This is a genomic window from Sulfitobacter sp. TMED3 (genome assembly GCF_002167505.1).
Lineage (GTDB): Bacteria > Pseudomonadota > Alphaproteobacteria > Rhodobacterales > Rhodobacteraceae > Sulfitobacter > Sulfitobacter pontiacus.
Window position 1 is genome coordinate 25,031 of record NZ_NHBI01000049.1, and the last position, 17,569, is coordinate 42,599.

The 17,569-nt window shown below is 61.7% G+C and carries 16 protein-coding genes; 7 read left to right on the plus strand and 9 right to left on the minus strand.

The annotated features are described in order from the left end of the window. The first annotated feature begins 59 nt into the window (after positions 1 to 59). From pal to folD, 7 genes are all read left to right on the plus strand, one after another. Positions 60 to 584, plus strand: coding sequence for a peptidoglycan-associated lipoprotein Pal (pal, locus tag CBB63_RS12415; protein WP_286699369.1), 525 nt, complete (start codon positions 60 to 62; stop codon positions 582 to 584). Between the two features lie 28 nt (positions 585 to 612). Continuing rightward, positions 613 to 1,464, plus strand: coding sequence for a tol-pal system protein YbgF (gene ybgF, locus CBB63_RS12420; protein ID WP_286699370.1), 852 nt, complete (start codon positions 613 to 615; stop codon positions 1,462 to 1,464). Positions 1,465 to 1,468: 4 nt separating this feature from the next. Continuing rightward, positions 1,469 to 2,728 (plus strand): tRNA lysidine(34) synthetase TilS, encoded by a 1,260-nt coding sequence (tilS, locus tag CBB63_RS12425; protein WP_502695919.1) that lies wholly within the window; start codon positions 1,469 to 1,471, stop codon positions 2,726 to 2,728. Positions 2,729 to 2,806: 78 nt separating this feature from the next. Next, positions 2,807 to 4,723 carry an ATP-dependent zinc metalloprotease FtsH gene (ftsH, locus tag CBB63_RS12430; protein ID WP_286699372.1) on the plus strand — a complete coding sequence of 639 codons (1,917 nt, stop codon included), beginning with the start codon at positions 2,807 to 2,809 and terminating at the stop codon, positions 4,721 to 4,723. Positions 4,724 to 4,838: 115 nt separating this feature from the next. Further along, positions 4,839 to 5,420 carry an MOSC domain-containing protein gene (locus tag CBB63_RS12435; protein WP_286699373.1) on the plus strand — a complete coding sequence of 194 codons (582 nt, stop codon included), beginning with the start codon at positions 4,839 to 4,841 and terminating at the stop codon, positions 5,418 to 5,420. A 173-nt stretch (positions 5,421 to 5,593) separates the two neighbouring features. Continuing rightward, positions 5,594 to 7,270: a formate--tetrahydrofolate ligase gene (locus CBB63_RS12440; RefSeq protein ID WP_286699374.1), complete on the plus strand. Its 1,677-nt coding sequence runs from the start codon at positions 5,594 to 5,596 to the stop codon at positions 7,268 to 7,270. Positions 7,271 to 7,364: 94 nt separating this feature from the next. Beyond that, entirely contained in the window at positions 7,365 to 8,267 is a 903-nt protein-coding gene (gene folD / locus CBB63_RS12445) for a bifunctional methylenetetrahydrofolate dehydrogenase/methenyltetrahydrofolate cyclohydrolase FolD (RefSeq protein WP_286699375.1), read from the plus strand. Here folD and CBB63_RS12450 read toward each other — a convergent pair. From CBB63_RS12450 to CBB63_RS12490, 9 genes are all read right to left on the minus strand, one after another. Continuing rightward, on the minus strand, positions 8,264 to 8,692 hold the full coding sequence (locus tag CBB63_RS12450) for a PaaI family thioesterase (RefSeq protein ID WP_286699376.1): 429 nt from the start codon (positions 8,690 to 8,692) through the stop codon (positions 8,264 to 8,266). The two genes, folD and CBB63_RS12450, sit on opposite strands and share 4 nt — an antisense overlap. Further along, complete coding sequence (pdeM, locus tag CBB63_RS12455; protein WP_286699377.1) at positions 8,689 to 9,399, minus strand: ligase-associated DNA damage response endonuclease PdeM; 711 nt, start codon at positions 9,397 to 9,399, stop codon at positions 8,689 to 8,691. Before pdeM ends, CBB63_RS12450 begins: the two co-directional genes overlap by 4 nt. A 258-nt stretch (positions 9,400 to 9,657) precedes the next feature. Then, a complete protein-coding gene (locus CBB63_RS12460; protein ID WP_286699378.1) occupies positions 9,658 to 12,102 on the minus strand; it encodes a ligase-associated DNA damage response DEXH box helicase in 2,445 nt (814 codons plus the stop codon). 102 nt (positions 12,103 to 12,204) lie between these two features. Then, the gene (locus tag CBB63_RS12465; RefSeq protein ID WP_005851665.1) at positions 12,205 to 13,512 is read right to left on the minus strand and encodes a DUF8689 domain-containing protein; all 1,308 of its coding nucleotides are present in this window, start codon (positions 13,510 to 13,512) and stop codon (positions 12,205 to 12,207) included. A gap of 61 nt (positions 13,513 to 13,573) precedes the next feature. Further along, the gene (locus CBB63_RS12470; RefSeq protein WP_037965056.1) at positions 13,574 to 14,068 is read right to left on the minus strand and encodes a prepilin peptidase; all 495 of its coding nucleotides are present in this window, start codon (positions 14,066 to 14,068) and stop codon (positions 13,574 to 13,576) included. Between the two features lie 3 nt (positions 14,069 to 14,071). Further along, a complete protein-coding gene (locus CBB63_RS12475) occupies positions 14,072 to 14,926 on the minus strand; it encodes a tetratricopeptide repeat protein (protein WP_005851667.1) in 855 nt (284 codons plus the stop codon). 28 nt (positions 14,927 to 14,954) lie between these two features. Beyond that, a complete protein-coding gene (locus CBB63_RS12480; RefSeq protein ID WP_005851668.1) occupies positions 14,955 to 15,509 on the minus strand; it encodes a tetratricopeptide repeat protein in 555 nt (184 codons plus the stop codon). Positions 15,510 to 15,565: 56 nt separating this feature from the next. Continuing rightward, positions 15,566 to 16,522 (minus strand): type II secretion system F family protein, encoded by a 957-nt coding sequence (locus CBB63_RS12485; RefSeq protein ID WP_373276849.1) that lies wholly within the window; start codon positions 16,520 to 16,522, stop codon positions 15,566 to 15,568. A gap of 12 nt (positions 16,523 to 16,534) precedes the next feature. Then, on the minus strand, positions 16,535 to 17,497 hold the full coding sequence (locus tag CBB63_RS12490) for a type II secretion system F family protein (protein WP_005851670.1): 963 nt from the start codon (positions 17,495 to 17,497) through the stop codon (positions 16,535 to 16,537). Positions 17,498 to 17,569: the final 72 nt, after the last annotated feature.

Genomic DNA, 17,569 nt, shown 5'->3' on the forward strand with positions numbered 1-17,569 from the left:
CTATGGTAACACCGTCACAACAGACACATTAAAATGCTATCGTCAAAAAGGCACAGTCCATGAACCGCATTCTCACCGCAACTCTATTGATCGCAGCCCTGGCCGTATCGGCNTGTACCAACCCTGACCGCTTTGGCGCGGACGGCATGAATAACGGTGCCGCGAATGGCGCNGGCCTGAACGGGGGCATTATCCCCGGCAGCGCGAACGACCCGGCTTCTACGGCATATTTCCAGCAAGCCGTNGGNGANCGCGTGCTGTTCNTGGTNGACCAATCCAACCTGACCCCCGAAGGTCAAGCGACGCTGGACGGTCAGGCAGCCTGGNTGAACACCAACACCGATTACCAAGCNGTGATCGAAGGTCACGCGGACGAGCAGGGCACACGGGAATACAACCTTGCGCTTGGCGCACGCCGTGCCAATGCCGCGCGCGAATATTTGATCTCGCGCGGGATCGCCGCCAGCCGTCTTCGCGTTGTAAGCTATGGTAAGGAACGCCCGATCGAAGTCTGTTCGAGCGAGGCATGCTATGCCAAGAACCGTCGGGCCGTGACCGTACTTGCGGGCGGTCTGACCAGCTAAGTCGTCTACGNTAGGTTAGGATTTTAATATGCGGTTTGCTTTGATTGTAGCGCTTGGACTGGCCTTNGGGCCGGTCGCNGCGCAGGCGCAGGATGCGCAGACTTTGGCGGATGTGCGTCAGGAACTGACGGTNCTGAACGTCGAGGTGCAAAAGCTGCGCCGGGAACTGTCCACCACGGGCGGCGCGAGCGTTGCCGTGACCGGTGGNTCGGTGCTTGAGCGCGTCAATGCAATGGAAAGCGAACTGCAGCGCCTGACCTCTAAAACCGAAGAGCTGGAAAACCGGATCAACCGCGTGGTCACCGACGGGACCAACCGGATCGGTGATCTGGAATTCCGGCTCGTGGAGCTTGAAGGCGGCGATGTGGGCAGCCTCGGCCAGACTTCTACCCTTGGCGGGGGCGAGATGCCCGCGACCATGGCACCCGCCACGCCCGTGCCCGCACCAGCGGACCCGTTGGCCAATACNTCTACCCCCACCAATACCGCAGAACTTGCGGTGGGTGAAAAAACAGACTTCGAGCGGGCGAAGGCGGCGCTCGCTGACGGTGACTTTCGCAGCGCCGCAGACCAGTTTGCGACCTTCAATCAGACCTATCCGGGCGGACCGCTAGGCCCCGAAGCCGACCTGCGGCGCGGCGACGCGCTNGACGGTCTGGGCGANACCCGCGAAGCGGCACGCGCCTATCTGGCAAGCTTTAGCGCCGATCCCGCGGGGCCTGTCGCGGCAGAAGCACTGTACCAGCTTGGCAGCTCTTTGGGGGCCTTGNGCCAAACCCAAGAAGCCTGCGTCACCTTGGGCGAAGTCGCATCGCGCTTCCCCACAAGCCCCTTCGTTGCGCAAGCCCAATCCGAACGCAGCGTGCTTGCCTGCCAGTGATCCGATGACCGACCCGCTGGCGCAGAGCATCGCCGCCAGCTTTGACCCCGCGCCGCCGCCCGTATTGGGTGTGGCGGTGTCGGGGGGCGGCGACTCTGTCGCACTTTTACATCTTTTGAACGACTATGCCCGCAGCCGCGGGATCGCGCTGCACGCAGCGACCGTCGATCACGGCCTGCGACCCGAGGCCGCCCGCGAAGCCGCGATGGTCGCCGCCCAGTGTCGCGCGCTTGGCGTTCCGCATGACACGTTGATGTGGACGGGCTGGGACCACAGCGGCAATTTGCAAAACGAGGCCCGCAAGGCGCGTTACCGGTTGTTGGCGGATTGGGCACGGGGGCAGGGCATTGGCGCTGTCTGCATCGGGCATACCGCCGACGATCTGGCAGAGACTTTCGTGATGCGTTTGGGGCGCCGGGCAGGGGTCGACGGGCTATCCGCCATGCCTGCGATGTTCGACCGTCACGGCATGCGTTGGCACAGGCCCTTGCTCAACGCCCGCCGCGCCGACCTGCGCGCGCATCTGACGCAACGCGGGGTGACTTGGGTTGATGACCCCAGCAACGAGGATGACAGCTTTGCGCGGGTGCGCATCCGCAAGGCGCTGGCGGTGCTGACCGATCTGGGCGTTGATTCTGCCGCACTTGCTGATGTCTCGCGCCACCTTGCCGATGCCCGTACCGCGCTTGACGCGCAGATGTTTGCCGCCGCACGCGCCCATGCTCACGTTCAATGCGGTGCCGTGGCGATGGATTGGCAGGCGCTATGTGATCTCCCGACAGAGACACGCCGCCGTTTGCTGACCCACACGATCGCCTGGATCAACGGTGCCACCTACGCCCCACGCAGTAGCGCCGTGGCAGAGGTGCTGACAGCGCTTGATGATGCTGGTGCCGCGACCGTGCAGGGGTGCGAGCTGCGTTTGAAGCACGATAAACTGTGGATTTACAGGGAGTTGCAGGCGGTGCGGGCGGTTGATGCGCCCGTCGGCGCACTCTGGGACGGCCGCTGGCGTCTGGAACCTTGCGGCGATACGCCCGCGCCCGAAACGCAAACCATGATCCGTGCCTTGGGCGCTGAGGGGCTGCGCGGCTTTGCTGATTGGCGCGATTTGGGCGTGCCGCGCAGCGTCTTGCTGGCCTCTCCGGCGGTGTGGCAGGGCGCGGAACTGGTCGCTGCCCCCCTTGTCGGTCGGTCGCAAAACTGGCAAGCAGTGCTCGAACGCGGCGAAGATGCCTTTTTCGCCGCACATATGACGCATTGAACATGCGCCGATCGTGTCTATCTTACACGCATTGGGCGCTGTGTTTGGTGCCGTCCCCCGGATGTAGGAGACTTTCCTTTGGGTAATATGCGCAATCTCGCCTTTTGGGTTGTATTGATGCTTTTGGTTTTGGCGCTGTTCAATCTGTTCAGCGGCTCGACTGGCGGGCTGCAAAGCCGTGAAATCAGCTATTCCGAATTTGTGACCGCTGTCGAAGCAGGGGACGTGCGCAACGTCACGCTTGATGGTGAACAGGTTCGTTTCCGTCGTGCCGATGGCAGTGACTATGTCACGATCCGGCCCGAAGACGCCGAGGTCACCAGCCTGCTGATGTCCAAGGACATCCCTGTGCGCGCTGAACCCCAGCAACAATCCGGTTTCCAGACCTTCCTGATGTCGCTGTTGCCCATCCTTCTGCTGATCGGTGTGTGGATCTATTTCATGAACCGCATGCAGGGCGGTGGCAAAGGCGGGGCGATGGGGTTCGGCAAGTCCAAGGCCAAGATGCTGACCGAAAAACACGGTCGTGTGACGTTTGACGACGTGGCGGGCATCGACGAGGCAAAGGAGGAGCTGGAAGAGATCGTCGAATTCCTGCGCAACCCGCAAAAGTTCAGCCGTTTGGGCGGCAAGATCCCCAAAGGCGCGCTGCTTGAGGGCCCTCCCGGTACCGGTAAGACCCTGCTGGCGCGGGCGATTGCCGGCGAAGCGGGTGTGCCGTTCTTCACCATTTCGGGCTCCGACTTCGTCGAGATGTTCGTTGGCGTCGGTGCCAGCCGCGTGCGCGACATGTTCGAACAGGCCAAGAAAAATGCGCCCTGCATCGTGTTCATCGATGAGATCGACGCCGTGGGCCGGTCCCGTGGCGCGGGCTACGGTGGTGGCAATGACGAGCGCGAGCAGACCTTGAACCAGCTGCTGGTCGAGATGGACGGCTTTGAGGCGAACGAAGGCGTGATCATCATCGCCGCGACCAACCGCAAAGACGTGCTGGACCCAGCCTTGCTGCGTCCGGGCCGCTTTGACCGTCAGGTCACCGTGGGCAACCCTGACATCAANGGCCGCGAGAAAATCCTTGGNGTGCATGCGCGCAAGACNCCGCTTGGCCCTGACGTAGACCTGCGCATTATCGCGCGCGGTACGCCCGGTTTCTCGGGTGCGGATCTGGCGAACCTCGTGAACGAGGCCGCTCTGACCGCCGCGCGCGTGGGCCGTCGCTTTGTCGCGATGATGGATTTCGAGGCCGCGAAAGACAAGATCATGATGGGTGCCGAGCGCCGGTCGATGGTGTTGACGCAGGACCAGAAGGAAAAGACCGCCTACCACGAAGCCGGTCACGCCATCGTCGGGATNAAGCTGCCGAAATGNGACCCTGTCTATAAGGCCACGATCATTCCGCGCGGCGGTGCCTTGGGTATGGTGATGAGCCTGCCCGAAATGGACAAACTGCAAATGTTCAAGGACGAAGCCGAGCAAAAGATCGCCATGACGATGGCGGGCAAAGCGGCTGAGATCTTCAAATATGGCGCTGAAACCGTNTCGTCGGGCCCGATGGGCGATATCATGCAGGCCAGCCAGTTGGCNCGTGGCATGGTGATGCGCATGGGCATGTCCGACAAGGTCGGGAACATCGACTATTCGGAAGCGGCGGCTGGTTACCAAGCCAACGGCGGCGCGGGCGGGTTCAGCGTTTCTGCGGCCACGAAAGAGCTGATCGAATCCGAAGTGAAGCGCATCATCGACGANGGCTACGACCGCGCCTATAAAATGATCACCGATCACGAGGAAGAATTCGAACGTNTGGCCCAAGGTCTGCTGGANTACGAGACCCTCACCGGCGAGGAGATCAAGCGCGTCATGGAAGGCAAACCGCCACAAGACCCGGACGGCGANGACACCAGCGGCATGGACAAACCAAGCCTGACCGCGATCCCCAAGGCCAAAGGCAAGAAGACGCCTCCGCCAAGCGGGATGGAGCCAGAGCCAAGCGTCTGACGCCTAGGCATTGATCACCAGAATACGAAAGAAAAGGCCCTGCACCCGCGGGGCCTTTTCTTTTGTCGCGGCTTTGCGCAGGTTACGGACAACGCAGCGCGAAAGGATGCCGGTCATGCCGACGATGAAAGAAACCGANTTTACCGCAACGATCACATGGCTTGGTGTGGTGCCNAAGCTNGCCAAGGGNATCCGCGCCGAACCCCGGAGCGAAGCTTTCGCCAGCTACGCCGGTTTCGAGGATGACGTGCANNCGGGGCTGACCCGCGCGTCCTGTGTGCGGGTCACGAACCTCTATCCCAAGGGCACCGAGATCCGGAACGTGCGCCAGCTGTCGATCCTGTCTGCGGAAGAAATGGCCCTGATCGCGGCCGACATGGGNATGGAGNCACTGGACCCCNTNCANCTTGGCACGTCGATGGTGATCAAGGGCATCCCCGATTTCACCCATGTGCCGCCCAATGCNCGGCTTCAGGCTGCCTCGGGTGCGACGATCACGATTGATACCGAAAACCGCCCCTGCGTATTGCCCGGTCGCGAGATCGAACAAGACAGCCCCGGCCACGGTCCCAAGTTCAAANCCGCCGCCGAGAACCGTCGCGGCGTGACCGCCTGGATCGAACGCGAGGGGCTGTTGCGCGTCGGTGATACGCTGCGCCTGTTCATCCCCGACCAGCCAGCCTGGCAGCACGGCTAGNCCCAATGGGGCGCGGGNTCACAGCGACCCGCCATGCTCAAATCAGCGGCACACCCGCCGGATCGCCGCATCAAGCGCCGGATATGTCGGAATTGCCCCCTCTGCCCATGCCCTCNCAGGCGTATTGAGGACATAAGAAACATAGAACGCCGACGGCGCATCAGGGAGGACATATGACCTTTAAATCCGACATCCAAATCGCACGCGAAGCCAGCAAACGCCCCATTCAGGNGATCGGGCAAAAGCTGGGCATCAGCAGCGATGATCTGCTGCCCTACGGCCATGACAAGGCGAAGGTNTCGCAAAAGTTCATCAACTCGGTGCAGGACCGTCCCGATGGCAAGCTGATCCTCGTCACCGCGATCAACCCCACCCCCGCGGGCGAGGGCAAGACGACCACCACCGTTGGTCTGGGCGATGGTTTGAACCGCATCGGCAAGAATGCCGCCGTCTGTATCCGCGAGGCGTCTCTTGGCCCGAACTTCGGCATGAAGGGCGGGGCCGCGGGGGGCGGCTATGCGCAAATCGTCCCGATGGAAGAGATGAACCTGCATTTTACCGGTGACTTCCACGCCATCACCTCGGCGCACAACCTGCTCAGCGCGATGATCGANAACCACATCTATTGGGGCAACGCGCTNGAGATCGACCTGCGNCGNGTCGTCTGGCGNCGCGTCGTCGACATGAACGACCGCGCCCTGCGCCAGATCACGGCGTCCTTGGGCGGTGTGTCGAACGGTTTCCCCCGCGAGGCCGGGTTCGACATCACCGTCGCGTCCGAAGTCATGGCGATCTTGTGTTTGGCCAAAGACCTGAACGACCTGCAAAAGCGCCTTGGCGACATGATCGTCGCCTATACCCGCGAGCGGAAACCGATCTATGCGCGCGATATCAAAGCGGATGGTGCGATGACCGTGCTGTTGAAAGACGCGATGCAGCCGAACCTTGTACAGACGCTGGAAAACAACCCCGCTTTCGTCCACGGCGGGCCTTTCGCCAATATCGCGCATGGCTGCAACTCTGTCATCGCGACCACCACCGCGCTGAAGCTGGCCGATTACGTCGTGACCGAAGCGGGCTTTGGTGCGGATCTGGGGGCAGAAAAGTTCCTGAACATCAAATGCCGCAAGGCGGGGCTTGCACCGGCCTGCGTGGTCGTTGTGGCCACCGTGCGCGCGATGAAGATGAACGGCGGCGTGGCCAAGGCCGATCTGGGCGCTGAAAACGTCGACGCCGTGCAGGCCGGTTGCCCCAACCTTGGCCGCCACATCGAGAACCTGAAATCCTTTGGCGTGCCCGTCGTCGTCGCGATCAACCATTTCGTCACCGACACCGACGCAGAGGTGCAAGCGGTCAAAGACTATGTCGCCTCGCAAGGGGCCGAGGCCGTGCTGTCCCGCCACTGGGAATTGGGCAGCGCTGGCTCTGCCGAACTTGCCGAGAAAGTGGTCGAGACGATCGATAAGGGTCAGGCGGATTTCGCCACGCTCTACCCCGACGCGATGCCGCTGGCCGATAAGATCAACACCATCGCCACAAANATNTANCGCGCGGATGGGGCGGTGATGGANCAGAAAATCCTCAACCAGTTGAAAGACTGGGAAGAGCAGGGATATGGCGATCTGCCGGTCTGTATGGCCAAAACGCAATACAGCTTTACNACCGATCCCGAAGCCCGCGGCGCGCCNACCGGCTTTACCATCCCCGTGCGCGAGGTGCGCCTGTCTGCCGGCGCGGGCTTTGTCGTGGCCATCTGCGGTGAGATNATGACNATGCCGGGCCTGCCNCGGGTGCCTTCTGCCGAAAATATTCGTCTCAATGACATCGGCGATGTTGAAGGTCTGTTCTAAGCGCGTATGAACAGGGCGCGGAGGGTCGCCCCTTCGCGCCTTCGCCTGCTGNGGNAGGTGATAGCAGCGCCACAACAGACAAAGGACGGTCCCCATGACAGCGACGATCATTGACGGCAAGGCATTTGCAGCACAGGTGCGGGGGCAGGTCGCCCAGCATGTCACGCGGCTGAAGGACGATCACGGGATCACGCCGGGGCTGGCTGTGGTGCTTGTCGGGGCCGATCCTGCCTCCGAGGTTTATGTCAAATCCAAGGGCAAGATGACCAAGGAAGTGGGCATGAAATCGGTCGAACACCGGCTGNCNGACACCACATCAGAGGCGGAGCTTCTGGCCCTGATCGACACGCTGAACAANGATGANACGATCCACGGTATCCTCGTNCAGCTCCCCTTGCCCGATCACCTGAACGAAGACCTTGTGATCNGCGCGATTGATCCGGCCAAGGATGTCGACGGGTTTCATATCTCGAACGTCGGNCTGTTGGGCACGGGGCAGAANTCCATGGTGCCCTGCACGCCGCTTGGCTGTCTGATGATGCTGCGCGACCACCACGGCNCCCTGTCGGGGATGGATGCNGTCGTGATCGGGCGCAGCAATATCGTNGGCAAACCGATGGCCCAGCTTCTGCTNAACGACAGCTGCACCGTGACCATCGCCCATTCGCGGACCAAAGACCTTGCCGNTGTTGTGCGCCGCGCTGATATCGTGATCGCCGCCGTGGGCCGCCCCGAGATGGTGCCGGGCGACTGGATCAAACCGGGGGCCACAATCATCGACGTGGGCATCAANCGTCTCGACGCGCCAGAGCGGGGTGAGGGCAAGACCCGTCTGGTCGGGGATGTGGATTTTGACAGCTGCGCCAAGGTGGCCGGTGCGATCACCCCGGTGCCGGGGGGCGTGGGCCCGATGACGATCGCCTGTCTGCTGGCCAATACGGTTACNGCCTGCTGCCGTGCCCATGAGCTGCCCGAACCCGAAGGGCTGACCGCCTAAGCGGCGGTTGCCGGAACCGGCACCATCGTGCCCTGAAGCAAGGCGATCANCACCTGCTGGTCGCCGGTTTGGGCAAAGACCTCGGCCGTGACCACACAAAGCCGCTTGCCCGGTTTCACCACCTTGCCAATCGCGATCAGCCGGTCTCCGCGGGCGGGGGCCAGCAGGTTGATCTTGATCTCTGCGGTGACGACCTCGGTATCTAAGGGCAGTGTCGTCAGCGCGGCATAGCCCGCNGCGCTGTCCCCGATAGAGAANGTCAGCCCCGCGTGGCCAAACCCCTGCTGCTGGCGCGTGCCGGGCAGGATCGGTGCCTCGATCCGGATGAGCCCCTTTGANACATCACTNAGTTCAGCGCCGAGGGTCTGCATCATCGATTGTGCGGCANAGCTGTCGCGGATGCGGGCGATTTCTTGAGGGGTCATAGGGGCTCTTTCAACATGGATAGCCGGCCCCGTGGCTGCGNNTAGCGCGGCATGGGGATCGCGGTGGGCTGCGGTCCGGTAAGTATGGCGCAGGCCTGCGGACCCATCAATGCCTGTAGCACCGGCGCGTCACTGTACAACCCGCCGGTATAGGTGCCAAAGGCNGGCATGATCAGCCGTCGGTCGTCATAGAGGAAGGCCGGACGCGTCACCGACCGCCCGCGCAGCCGCAGCCGTGCCTTGGGGTGATAATGCCCCGAAACCTCGGCCTGCGTGCCTGCCTGTGCGATATGCCGGAACTGCAAGGGGCCGATCACAAGCTCGGCCAGATGCTCCCCGCCCAGTTCGACGGGGCCGGGGTCGTGGTTGCCCTCTACCCACAGCCACTGCCGCCCCGCCTGCAGCCGCGCCAACGTTAGCCGTGCCGGCTCGGGCAGGGCATGGGCCGCGTGCAGATCGTCGAAACTGTCGCCCAGACACATCACGACGCGCGCCGGCACACGGTCAAGCGCCGCCGCAAGCCGGATCAACGTGTCCATCGTCTCGTAAGGGGGAAGCGCCGTGCCGCCGCGCCGCGCAATCCGTTCGGCTTTGCCAAGATGCAGGTCGGACACGCAGAGCAGCCCGTGATCTGCCCACCACAAGGCACCAGAGCCAAGCGCCGTCAGCCGCGCGCCGCAAAAGTCGAATTCATACCCGATGTTCATGCTGCGTTCATCACCAAGTTTGCCCGCGGGCGCAAGGGGCGCTGGCCGATGGACGCGCCTATGGCGGGGCGCAGGAGTATTTGAAAAAGGGTGAAGCGGAAGACGCCCCCGCCTGATCCCGAGGGGCGTGGGGGCGTCTTCACCCTTTACGGTCATCGGCTCTCCAGCCTGTACCGCGGGGTGATCATGGGGCAAAATACCTAAGCGAANGTTAATTCACCCTTTCAAAAATACTCAGCTGCGCAGCGATTGCCACGNCTAGCGCCGTTTNNGGGGGATGTTATCCGGCGCGGGCGTGATCTNTGCGAGGCCGGAGGCTTCCATCAACCGCGCGGATTCCTCGGCCAGCAGACGNTCTTCTGCNTGCCCNTTGACCGGCACNCGNCCCATTTCCAGAAACAGCGGTGCGGACAGCGGGCTGACACGGTNGAGGATACGGTGGTCTATCCGGCCCTTGATACGATGCAGCATTTCCTCGATCCGGCCAAAGTCGACCAGCCCGCGCAGGGCCTCTTCGCGGGTGATGTCGAGCAAGAGGTGATCGGGTTCGTATTTCTGCAAGGTGTCATACAGGATATCAGAGCTGAAGGTCGCCTGCCGGCCAGACTTACGGGCTTGGGGGGTGTTCCGTTCGATCAGCCCTGCGATGGTGGCGGCGGCGCGGAACGTGCGTTTCATCACCGCATTGCCGGCCAGCCAATGGTCCAACCCGTCATGCAGGGCTGTGGCATCAACGAGCGGGGCGGGGTCGTTGACCGGATCCAGCCCCCAGATCAGGGTGGCATAATCGGTGGCGACGAAGCCCAGGGGGTTCAGGCCCAGTTCCTCCATCCGTTTTGTCAGCAGCAGCCCGAGCGTTTGCTGCGCGTTGCGACCGGCGAAGCCGTAGAAGACCGTTTGGGCGCGGCCCTCATGGGGGAAGCTTTCGATCAGCAGTCGGCCCGGTTGCGGCAGTTGGCTGACTTCGCGTTGCAGGGTCAGCCATTCGGCCGTGTGGCGCGGCAACTCGGGCCAGCTGTCTTGGGTGAACATGCGTTGCACGCGGGCGGAGAGCTGGGCCGAGGTGGCGAATTTGGTGCCCATGAACGTGGCGACGCGTGGTTTCTTGGCGGCGGAGCGGCTGACCTCTACGGTCATTTCCCGCAGCCCTTCGTATTTGACGATCTGGCCGCCGATCAGGAATGTGTCGCCCGCGCTGAGCGAGGCGGCGAAACCTTCCTCGATTTCGCCCAAAGGGGCACCGCCGCGGTTGCGTTTCATGCGGACCTTCAGCGTGTCCGTGTCCTGAATGGTCCCGATGTTCATGCGGATACGCTGGCTGCTGCGAGGGTCGCGCAGGTGCCATTTGCCGTTTGTGCACATCAGACGTTGCCATCTGTCGTAGGCGCGCAGGGCGTAGCCGCCCGTGGCACAGAAATCGAGGCAGGCGTCAAAAGCGGCGCGGCTGAGGCTGGCATAGGCCCCGGCAGAGGTCACCTCGGCATAGAGCGCATCGGCGTCGAAGGGGCCGGCGCAGGCGGTGATCAGGATATGCTGGCATAACACATCGCGGGGGCCGGGGCCGCGGGGGTCGCCGTCAAGATCGCCTGCCAACACGGCGTCGAGGGCGGCGACACATTCGACCACCTCGAACCGGTTGGCAGGCACCAGCAGCGCTTTGGAGGGCGCGTTATAGCGATGGTTGGCCCGCCCGATGCGCTGGACCAGCCGTTTGACATTTTTCGGCGCACCGATCTGGATCACAAGATCGACATCGCCCCAATCGATCCCCAGATCAAGGCTGCCGGTACAGACAATCGCGCGCAGATCACCGCGCACCATCGCGGCTTCGACCCGTTCGCGTTGCTGCCGATCGAGCGACCCGTGGTGGATGCCGATGGGCAGGCTGTCTTCGTTGGCGAGCCAGAGATTGTGAAAGAAAATCTCGGCCTGAGCGCGGGTATTGTGGAAGATCAAGGTGGTTTTATGCTGGCGTATCTGGTCGAGCACCGCCGGAATCGCATAGGCAGCCCCATTGCCGGACCACGGCGGGGCCGCGTCCGTGCGCAGCATCCGGATGTCGGGCGGCGGGCCGGGATCAGCCAGCAGGATCGGACAGGGGTCGGGGTGACGTGCCATGAAATGCGCGATGGCGGCGGGATCTTCGACGGTGGCTGACAGGCCCACCCGTTTCAGCCCCGGGCACAGGCGTTGCAGCCGTGCCAGCGCCAGCATCAGCTGGTCGCCCCGCTTGCTGTCGGCCAGCGCGTGGATCTCGTCGATCACGACACGTTTGAGCCCTTTGAACATGCGCGGTGCATCCTCGTAGGAGGTCAACAGCGCAAGGCTTTCGGGGGTGGTCAGCAGGATATGGGGCGGGTCGGCGCGTTGCCGGCGTTTGCGCGTTTGCGAGGTGTCGCCGGTGCGGTCCTCGATCCGGATGGGGAGGCTCATTTCGGTCACCGGGGTGGTGAGGTTGCGCTTGATATCCGCGGCCAGCGCCTTGAGCGGCGAGATATAGAGCGTGTGCATGCCGTCGTGACCGCCGTCGGCCAGATCGACCAGCGTGGGCAGAAAACCCGACAGCGTCTTGCCGCCCCCCGTCGGCGCGATCAACAGCAGCGCGGGCGCGTCGGCGCGGTCCAGCATGTCTTGCTGGTGGGGGTGGATGGACCAGCCTTTGGTGGCGAACCAGTCGGAGAACTTGGGGGGCAGGGTCTGCATGGGGCGTAAGATAGGCTGTTTGCACGCGGGGGCCAGCCCCCGCACCCCCGGAGTTTATCTGGCAAAATGAAGCGGATGCCCGCGCCGGTGTCGAGCGCGGTGCTACCTTACGATGGTTTCATCCTCGACGAACATATTGGCCCAAGCTCGGTCAATCAGATCAGGGCGCATCTGGTGCGGGATACCTTCGAAATCGCAGATGGAAATCATCTGGTCGATCAGGAAGATCGGCTGATAGTTGGCGAACACATTATTGATCGTAGGGTATTTTGTTTTCAGCAAATGGATCAGCGTCGCCTCGTCCAGTTTGATGTTTCGTTTCTTGGCGACCATGGCAAAGATCTTGAGGAAGTTTTCCTGATTGGGTCCGTCGATCTTGATCTTGAAGAAGATCCGGCGCAGGGCGGCCTGGTCGAAGATCTCATTGGGGTGGAAGTTGGTGGAGAAGACCACCAGCGTGTCGAAGGGAACTTCGAACTTCTCGCCGGATTGCAGGGCGAGGATGTCCTTGTTTTCTTCCAGCGGCACGATCCAGCGGTTGACCAGCGCCTGTGGCGATTCTGCCTGTCGGCCAAGGTCGTCGACGATGAAGATGCCACCGGTGGATTTCAGTTGCAGCGGGGCCTGATAGGTCCGTGCGGTGGGGTTGTAGACCAGATCAAGCATATCGAGCGTCAGTTCGCCCCCGGTGATCACTGTGGGGCGTTCGCATTTGACATAGCGGGTGTCAAAGCGCGTCACGCGGCGCAGGGATTTCGGATCTTGTTTCTCTTCGGAAATGGCGGTGTGTACGATGGGGTCATAGACCGTGATCACCTGACCGGCGTATTCAATCGCACGGGGGACATAGATCCGGTCGCCAAGCGCGTCGCGAATGCCGTTGGAGATGCTTGATTTACCATTGCCGGGGGGGCCGTACATCAGGATGGAGCGACCGGCCGTCACGGCTGGGCCAAGGTTGCCGATCAGCTCGGACGGGAGCACCAGATGGCCCATGGCGGCTTCGAGCTTTGCGCGGGTGATTTGCATGTTGCGTACGGACTGGCGCTTGATCTGTTCGCGGTAGACATCAAGCGGCACGGGCATCGGGCCGAAGTATTCCGATTGCGCCAAGGCATCCAGCGCGCGGGCCTTGCCCAAATCGGTCAGCTGATAGCCCATTTCATTGCCGTTATTCGCGTTGAGCGTGCCCGTCGCTTCGAGAAGGCGTTGTTCGCGCGACAGATCCACCAGTTCTTGCGTGACCTGAAGCGGCAGGCAGATCGCCGCTGCGAGTTCGCTGACCATGGTGACGTTCTTGCGGAACATCGTCTTGATCATGATGTCGCGCATCATCACCACGGGCAGCTTCATCTCTTGGATGGTGCGCGGCGGAGGGGGGGCCATGACGGCGCTGGTTTGCATATTCATGAAGGCTTCTTTCATGGGGACACGGGCGTGCCCCAAGGCGTAGCGGTTGAATATGGCGAAATCAGGCCCCGAAGTAGGCACCGAGCATTAAATATGCGGCAAGCACAGTGCCAAGGGCGAGGCCCATGGGGAATTTCTTGGCTTCGTGCCAGCTGACCCATTGCGGGGCAAGCTTGCGCAGGGGGGAATATTTGGCGGCGCGGTGAATGATATAGGCGGCAACCAGCGTCGCCATGAACAGCGCCATGACGAAGCGCACATCCCCGAGCGCGATAAAGGGTGTGGCGGCGGCGATGAATTTCGCATCCCCCGCGCCCATCAGCCCGCCTGCGTTCATGAAGATGCCCACAACAAGGGCTACCACCATCGCCAGCAGGTGCCAGAGGTAGCTGTCAAAGGGCAGGGCAATCGGGCCGATCAGCACGAACACGGCGGCCAATGCGATCACCGTGACATTGGTGATCCGCATAAAGGCCAGATCGGTGTAGATCGTATAGGCACAAAGGGGCAGCGCGAAGGGCAGGAACCACAGCGCTGCGTAGCTGGTGATCTCCACGCGTTAGCCTGCGTTTTCCAGCGCGCGCAGCGACCGGACGGCGGCCTCGAAGTGCTGCGGGTGGGTGCTGATGGCGTCGCGCAGCAGCCCTTTACCGGTTTCAACGTCGCCCTTCTTGATCGCGGAGAGGGCGAGGGTGTGCAACAGTTGCGCGCGCTCGGTCTGGTCCATCTCGATCGGGGGGAGGCTGTATTCACGTTGCGCGCCACGGGCGAGGATCAGGTTGTTCTTGGCGGTAAACAGCGTTGAATCCTGCTTCACAGCCTCGCCGAAAAGGCGTTCGGCAGCCTGATAGTCGCCGCGCGTCAATTTGGAGTAGCCCCAGTTGTTCATGACCGAACCGGGCTTGGTGGTCAGACCAATGGCGATCTCGTAAAAACTGTCGGCCTTGTCCCATTCCTGCTTGCTGTCAGCGACGATCGCCTCAAGCCGGTAGCGGTTGTAGGTTTCATGGGTGGGCGGGACGGAATCCAGCGTCTTTTCCGCTTTGGCCCAATCGCCTGCGCGGATCAGCGCATCGGCGTAATCGACCTTGTCATCGGGGGTGGCATCTTTGGAAGCGGCAACTTTGCCCCAGACGGATGCGGCCTCTTGGTTGCGTTTGGCGCGGATCAGGGATTTGCCCAAGCTGCGCTGGATGTCGATGCGGTCGGGGTTTTCCTGCGCGGTGCGGGTGAAATAGCTGACCGCCTCGTTCGGGTCGGCCACTGTCAGCATCACATCGTTGAGGTTGCTTTCATCCACGACATTCACGTCCTGGAAGGCGCGGGTGACGGTATCCTCGCCGGATTTCTTGCCGCAGCCTGCTACTGCGACGACGCCTGCAATGCAGGCGGCCAATAGGATAGGGTGGCGCATTTTTGCGTCCTTTTACTGCTCTGCCTCGTTATGATGCTGGCCGAACCAGATAGTCGCCCGAGCCGCGCCGCACCAATTTATAACTGTCTTCTTGATCCGGGATCGTAACAGAGTTTTCCGATTTTGCGAGTGCTAAGCGCAAATTGTCACGGATTGCGTCACTTTCGCCATTATCGAGCGCATATGCCTTGCGAAAGGTCAGCTGGGCTTCGGCGAGTTTGCCGCGTTCCATCAACACAACGCCGAGATTATTCCAGACCTCGGGGTGGGTTTCGTCCTTTTCTACAGCGTCGCGCAGCAGCTTTTCCGCCTGACCCAATCGCCCCAGCCCAAGGTTGGCGCTGCCCAGTCCCGACAGGATTTCGGCGTCCAACTGGGAGGCGAGCGCGGCGCGGTTGAAGGCGCGGATGGCAAGTTCGTATTCGCCCGCGCGCATGAGACGGTGGGCGACCTCTACCCCGTCTTCGGCGTCCTTGCGGGTGTTGACACCGGGGGCAAAGGGGTTGTCAGGGCTGGCGCGCTTGCCCCCAAACGCGGAAAGACCGCCTGCAGAGCAAGCGGCCAATCCGGCGATCAGGGTCATACAAAGCGCGAGCCTGAAGGGTAACGCGCGCTTGGGAATGTGGATCATGCAGAGCCTTACTGACCTAGTTTGGTAATGTTCATCACCGATGGCGCGACCAGAATGATCAGCAGCGGAGGAACGGTCAGCATCATTGTGGCAAGTGTCATCTTGGTTGGCAACTTGTTTGCGGCCTCTTCGGCGCGCATCACGCGTTTGTCGCGCATCTCGGCGGCGTAGACCCGCAGCGCGTCGGCGATGGATGTGCCGAAGGCGGCGGATTGTACCAGCACCGTCACAAAGGACGACACATCTTGCACGCCGCAGCGTTCGCCCATGGCGTTCAGCACGCTGACCTTGTCTTTACCGGCCTTCATCTCATAGGCGACGATTTCGAACTCTTCCGCCAGCGCAGGGTAGGAGGCGCGCAATTCGCGGGCCACGCGGACGATACATTGATCAAGCGACTGGCCGGCTTCGACGCAGACGAGCATCATGTCCAGCGCATCGGGAAAACCGCGTGTGATTTCCTCTTTCCGCTCGGCGACGCGGCGGGTCACCCAATAGCGCGGCAGGAAATATCCGATGCCGCCGGGGCCCACGGTATACAGCATCATCTTGTTGGTGGTCATACCTTCGCCGCCGCCAAGGAAGTTGATGTAGACGGTGCCGATCACCAGCCCGGCAATACCAAGCGCCATCTGGGCAAAGTGAAAGAACCGTACCGCATCGCGCGAGCTATAGCCCGCCTGACGCAACAGCAGCGCCTTGGCGCTTAGCTCTTCCACGTCTTCGGGTTCGAGGAACTTGGCGAATTTTTGCAGCTTCTCGTTGCGGTCCGACTGGCGCAGGCGCTGTTGCTTGCCTGCATCGGCAGCCTCGGTCTGGCTACGTTTGAGCTTGGCCAAAGGGTCTTCGGGCTGGCGCAGGATCATGACAAGCGTTGCGCCCACCATGGTCAGGCCCAATGCGCCCAGAATGGCGATCCAGCCCATGGGACCAAGTGCGGTGTCGAGTGAGTTGAGGAAATTCACAGTGAGGCCCCCTTAGACTTTGATATCGGTCAGCTTGCGCATGACGATGAGGTTAAGCGACAGGAACAGGACAACCGCGATACAGCCGGGGATGAACAGCGGGTGGGTCATGACTTCGTCATAGTAATGCGGGTCACCGAGTTTGATCACGATCAGCGCGAGGATCGGGAAGGCAGACAGGAACTTGCCGGACCATTTTGCTTCGGCGGTGATGGCGCGCACGCGGCGGAACAGGCGGAAGCGGGCGCGGATGACCTTGGCCAACCCCGCAAGGATTTCAGCAAGGTTACCCCCCGATTGCTGCTGGATGGTCACAGCCACCGCGAGGAAGCGCAAATCCTGCATGTCAAGCCGTTCGGCCATATCCTTGAGCGCCTCACCAATGTCGCGGCCATAGGCGGTTTCATCGGCGATCACGCCGAATTCCGACGCCAGCGGGTCCTGGATTTCCTTGGACACGATAGAGATCGCACTGGTGAAAGGGTGGCCCACGCGCAACGATCGCACCATCAGTTCCACCGCGTCAGGCAGTTGCTCTTCGATCATGTCCATGCGCTTTTTCGCTTTGGACGAGATCCAGAAAAATACCGCCCCGACACCGATCCCGACAGAGATCAGAATACGCACGGGCACTTCGGTATTGGTGCCGATGGTCAGCCCCAGAAAGGCGACGACCGAAAGGCCGGCCATGATCATGATCAGCTGTTTCGGCGCAAAGGCGATCGCGGCCTTTTGTGCTTTCTCGGCGAGGAGGGAATAGACCGGAATGGATTTATTATCCATGTGCTGCTGCATTTCCTTGCGCAGCTTGTCCAGAACCTCTTCGCGGCGGGCCCCTTTTTCCAGCATTTCAAGCCGGCGGTTGACCTTGCTGTTGAGGCTGATGGATTTACCGAAAGCGACCAGATACAGCCCTTCGACCAGCACAAGGACACCGACGAAGATCAGGCCATAGATAATGGGTTCTGCACTCATGATTGATAATCCTTACTTGACCACAACGGGTTCATAGATCGACGATGGCAGGTCATAGCCCCACATCTTGAA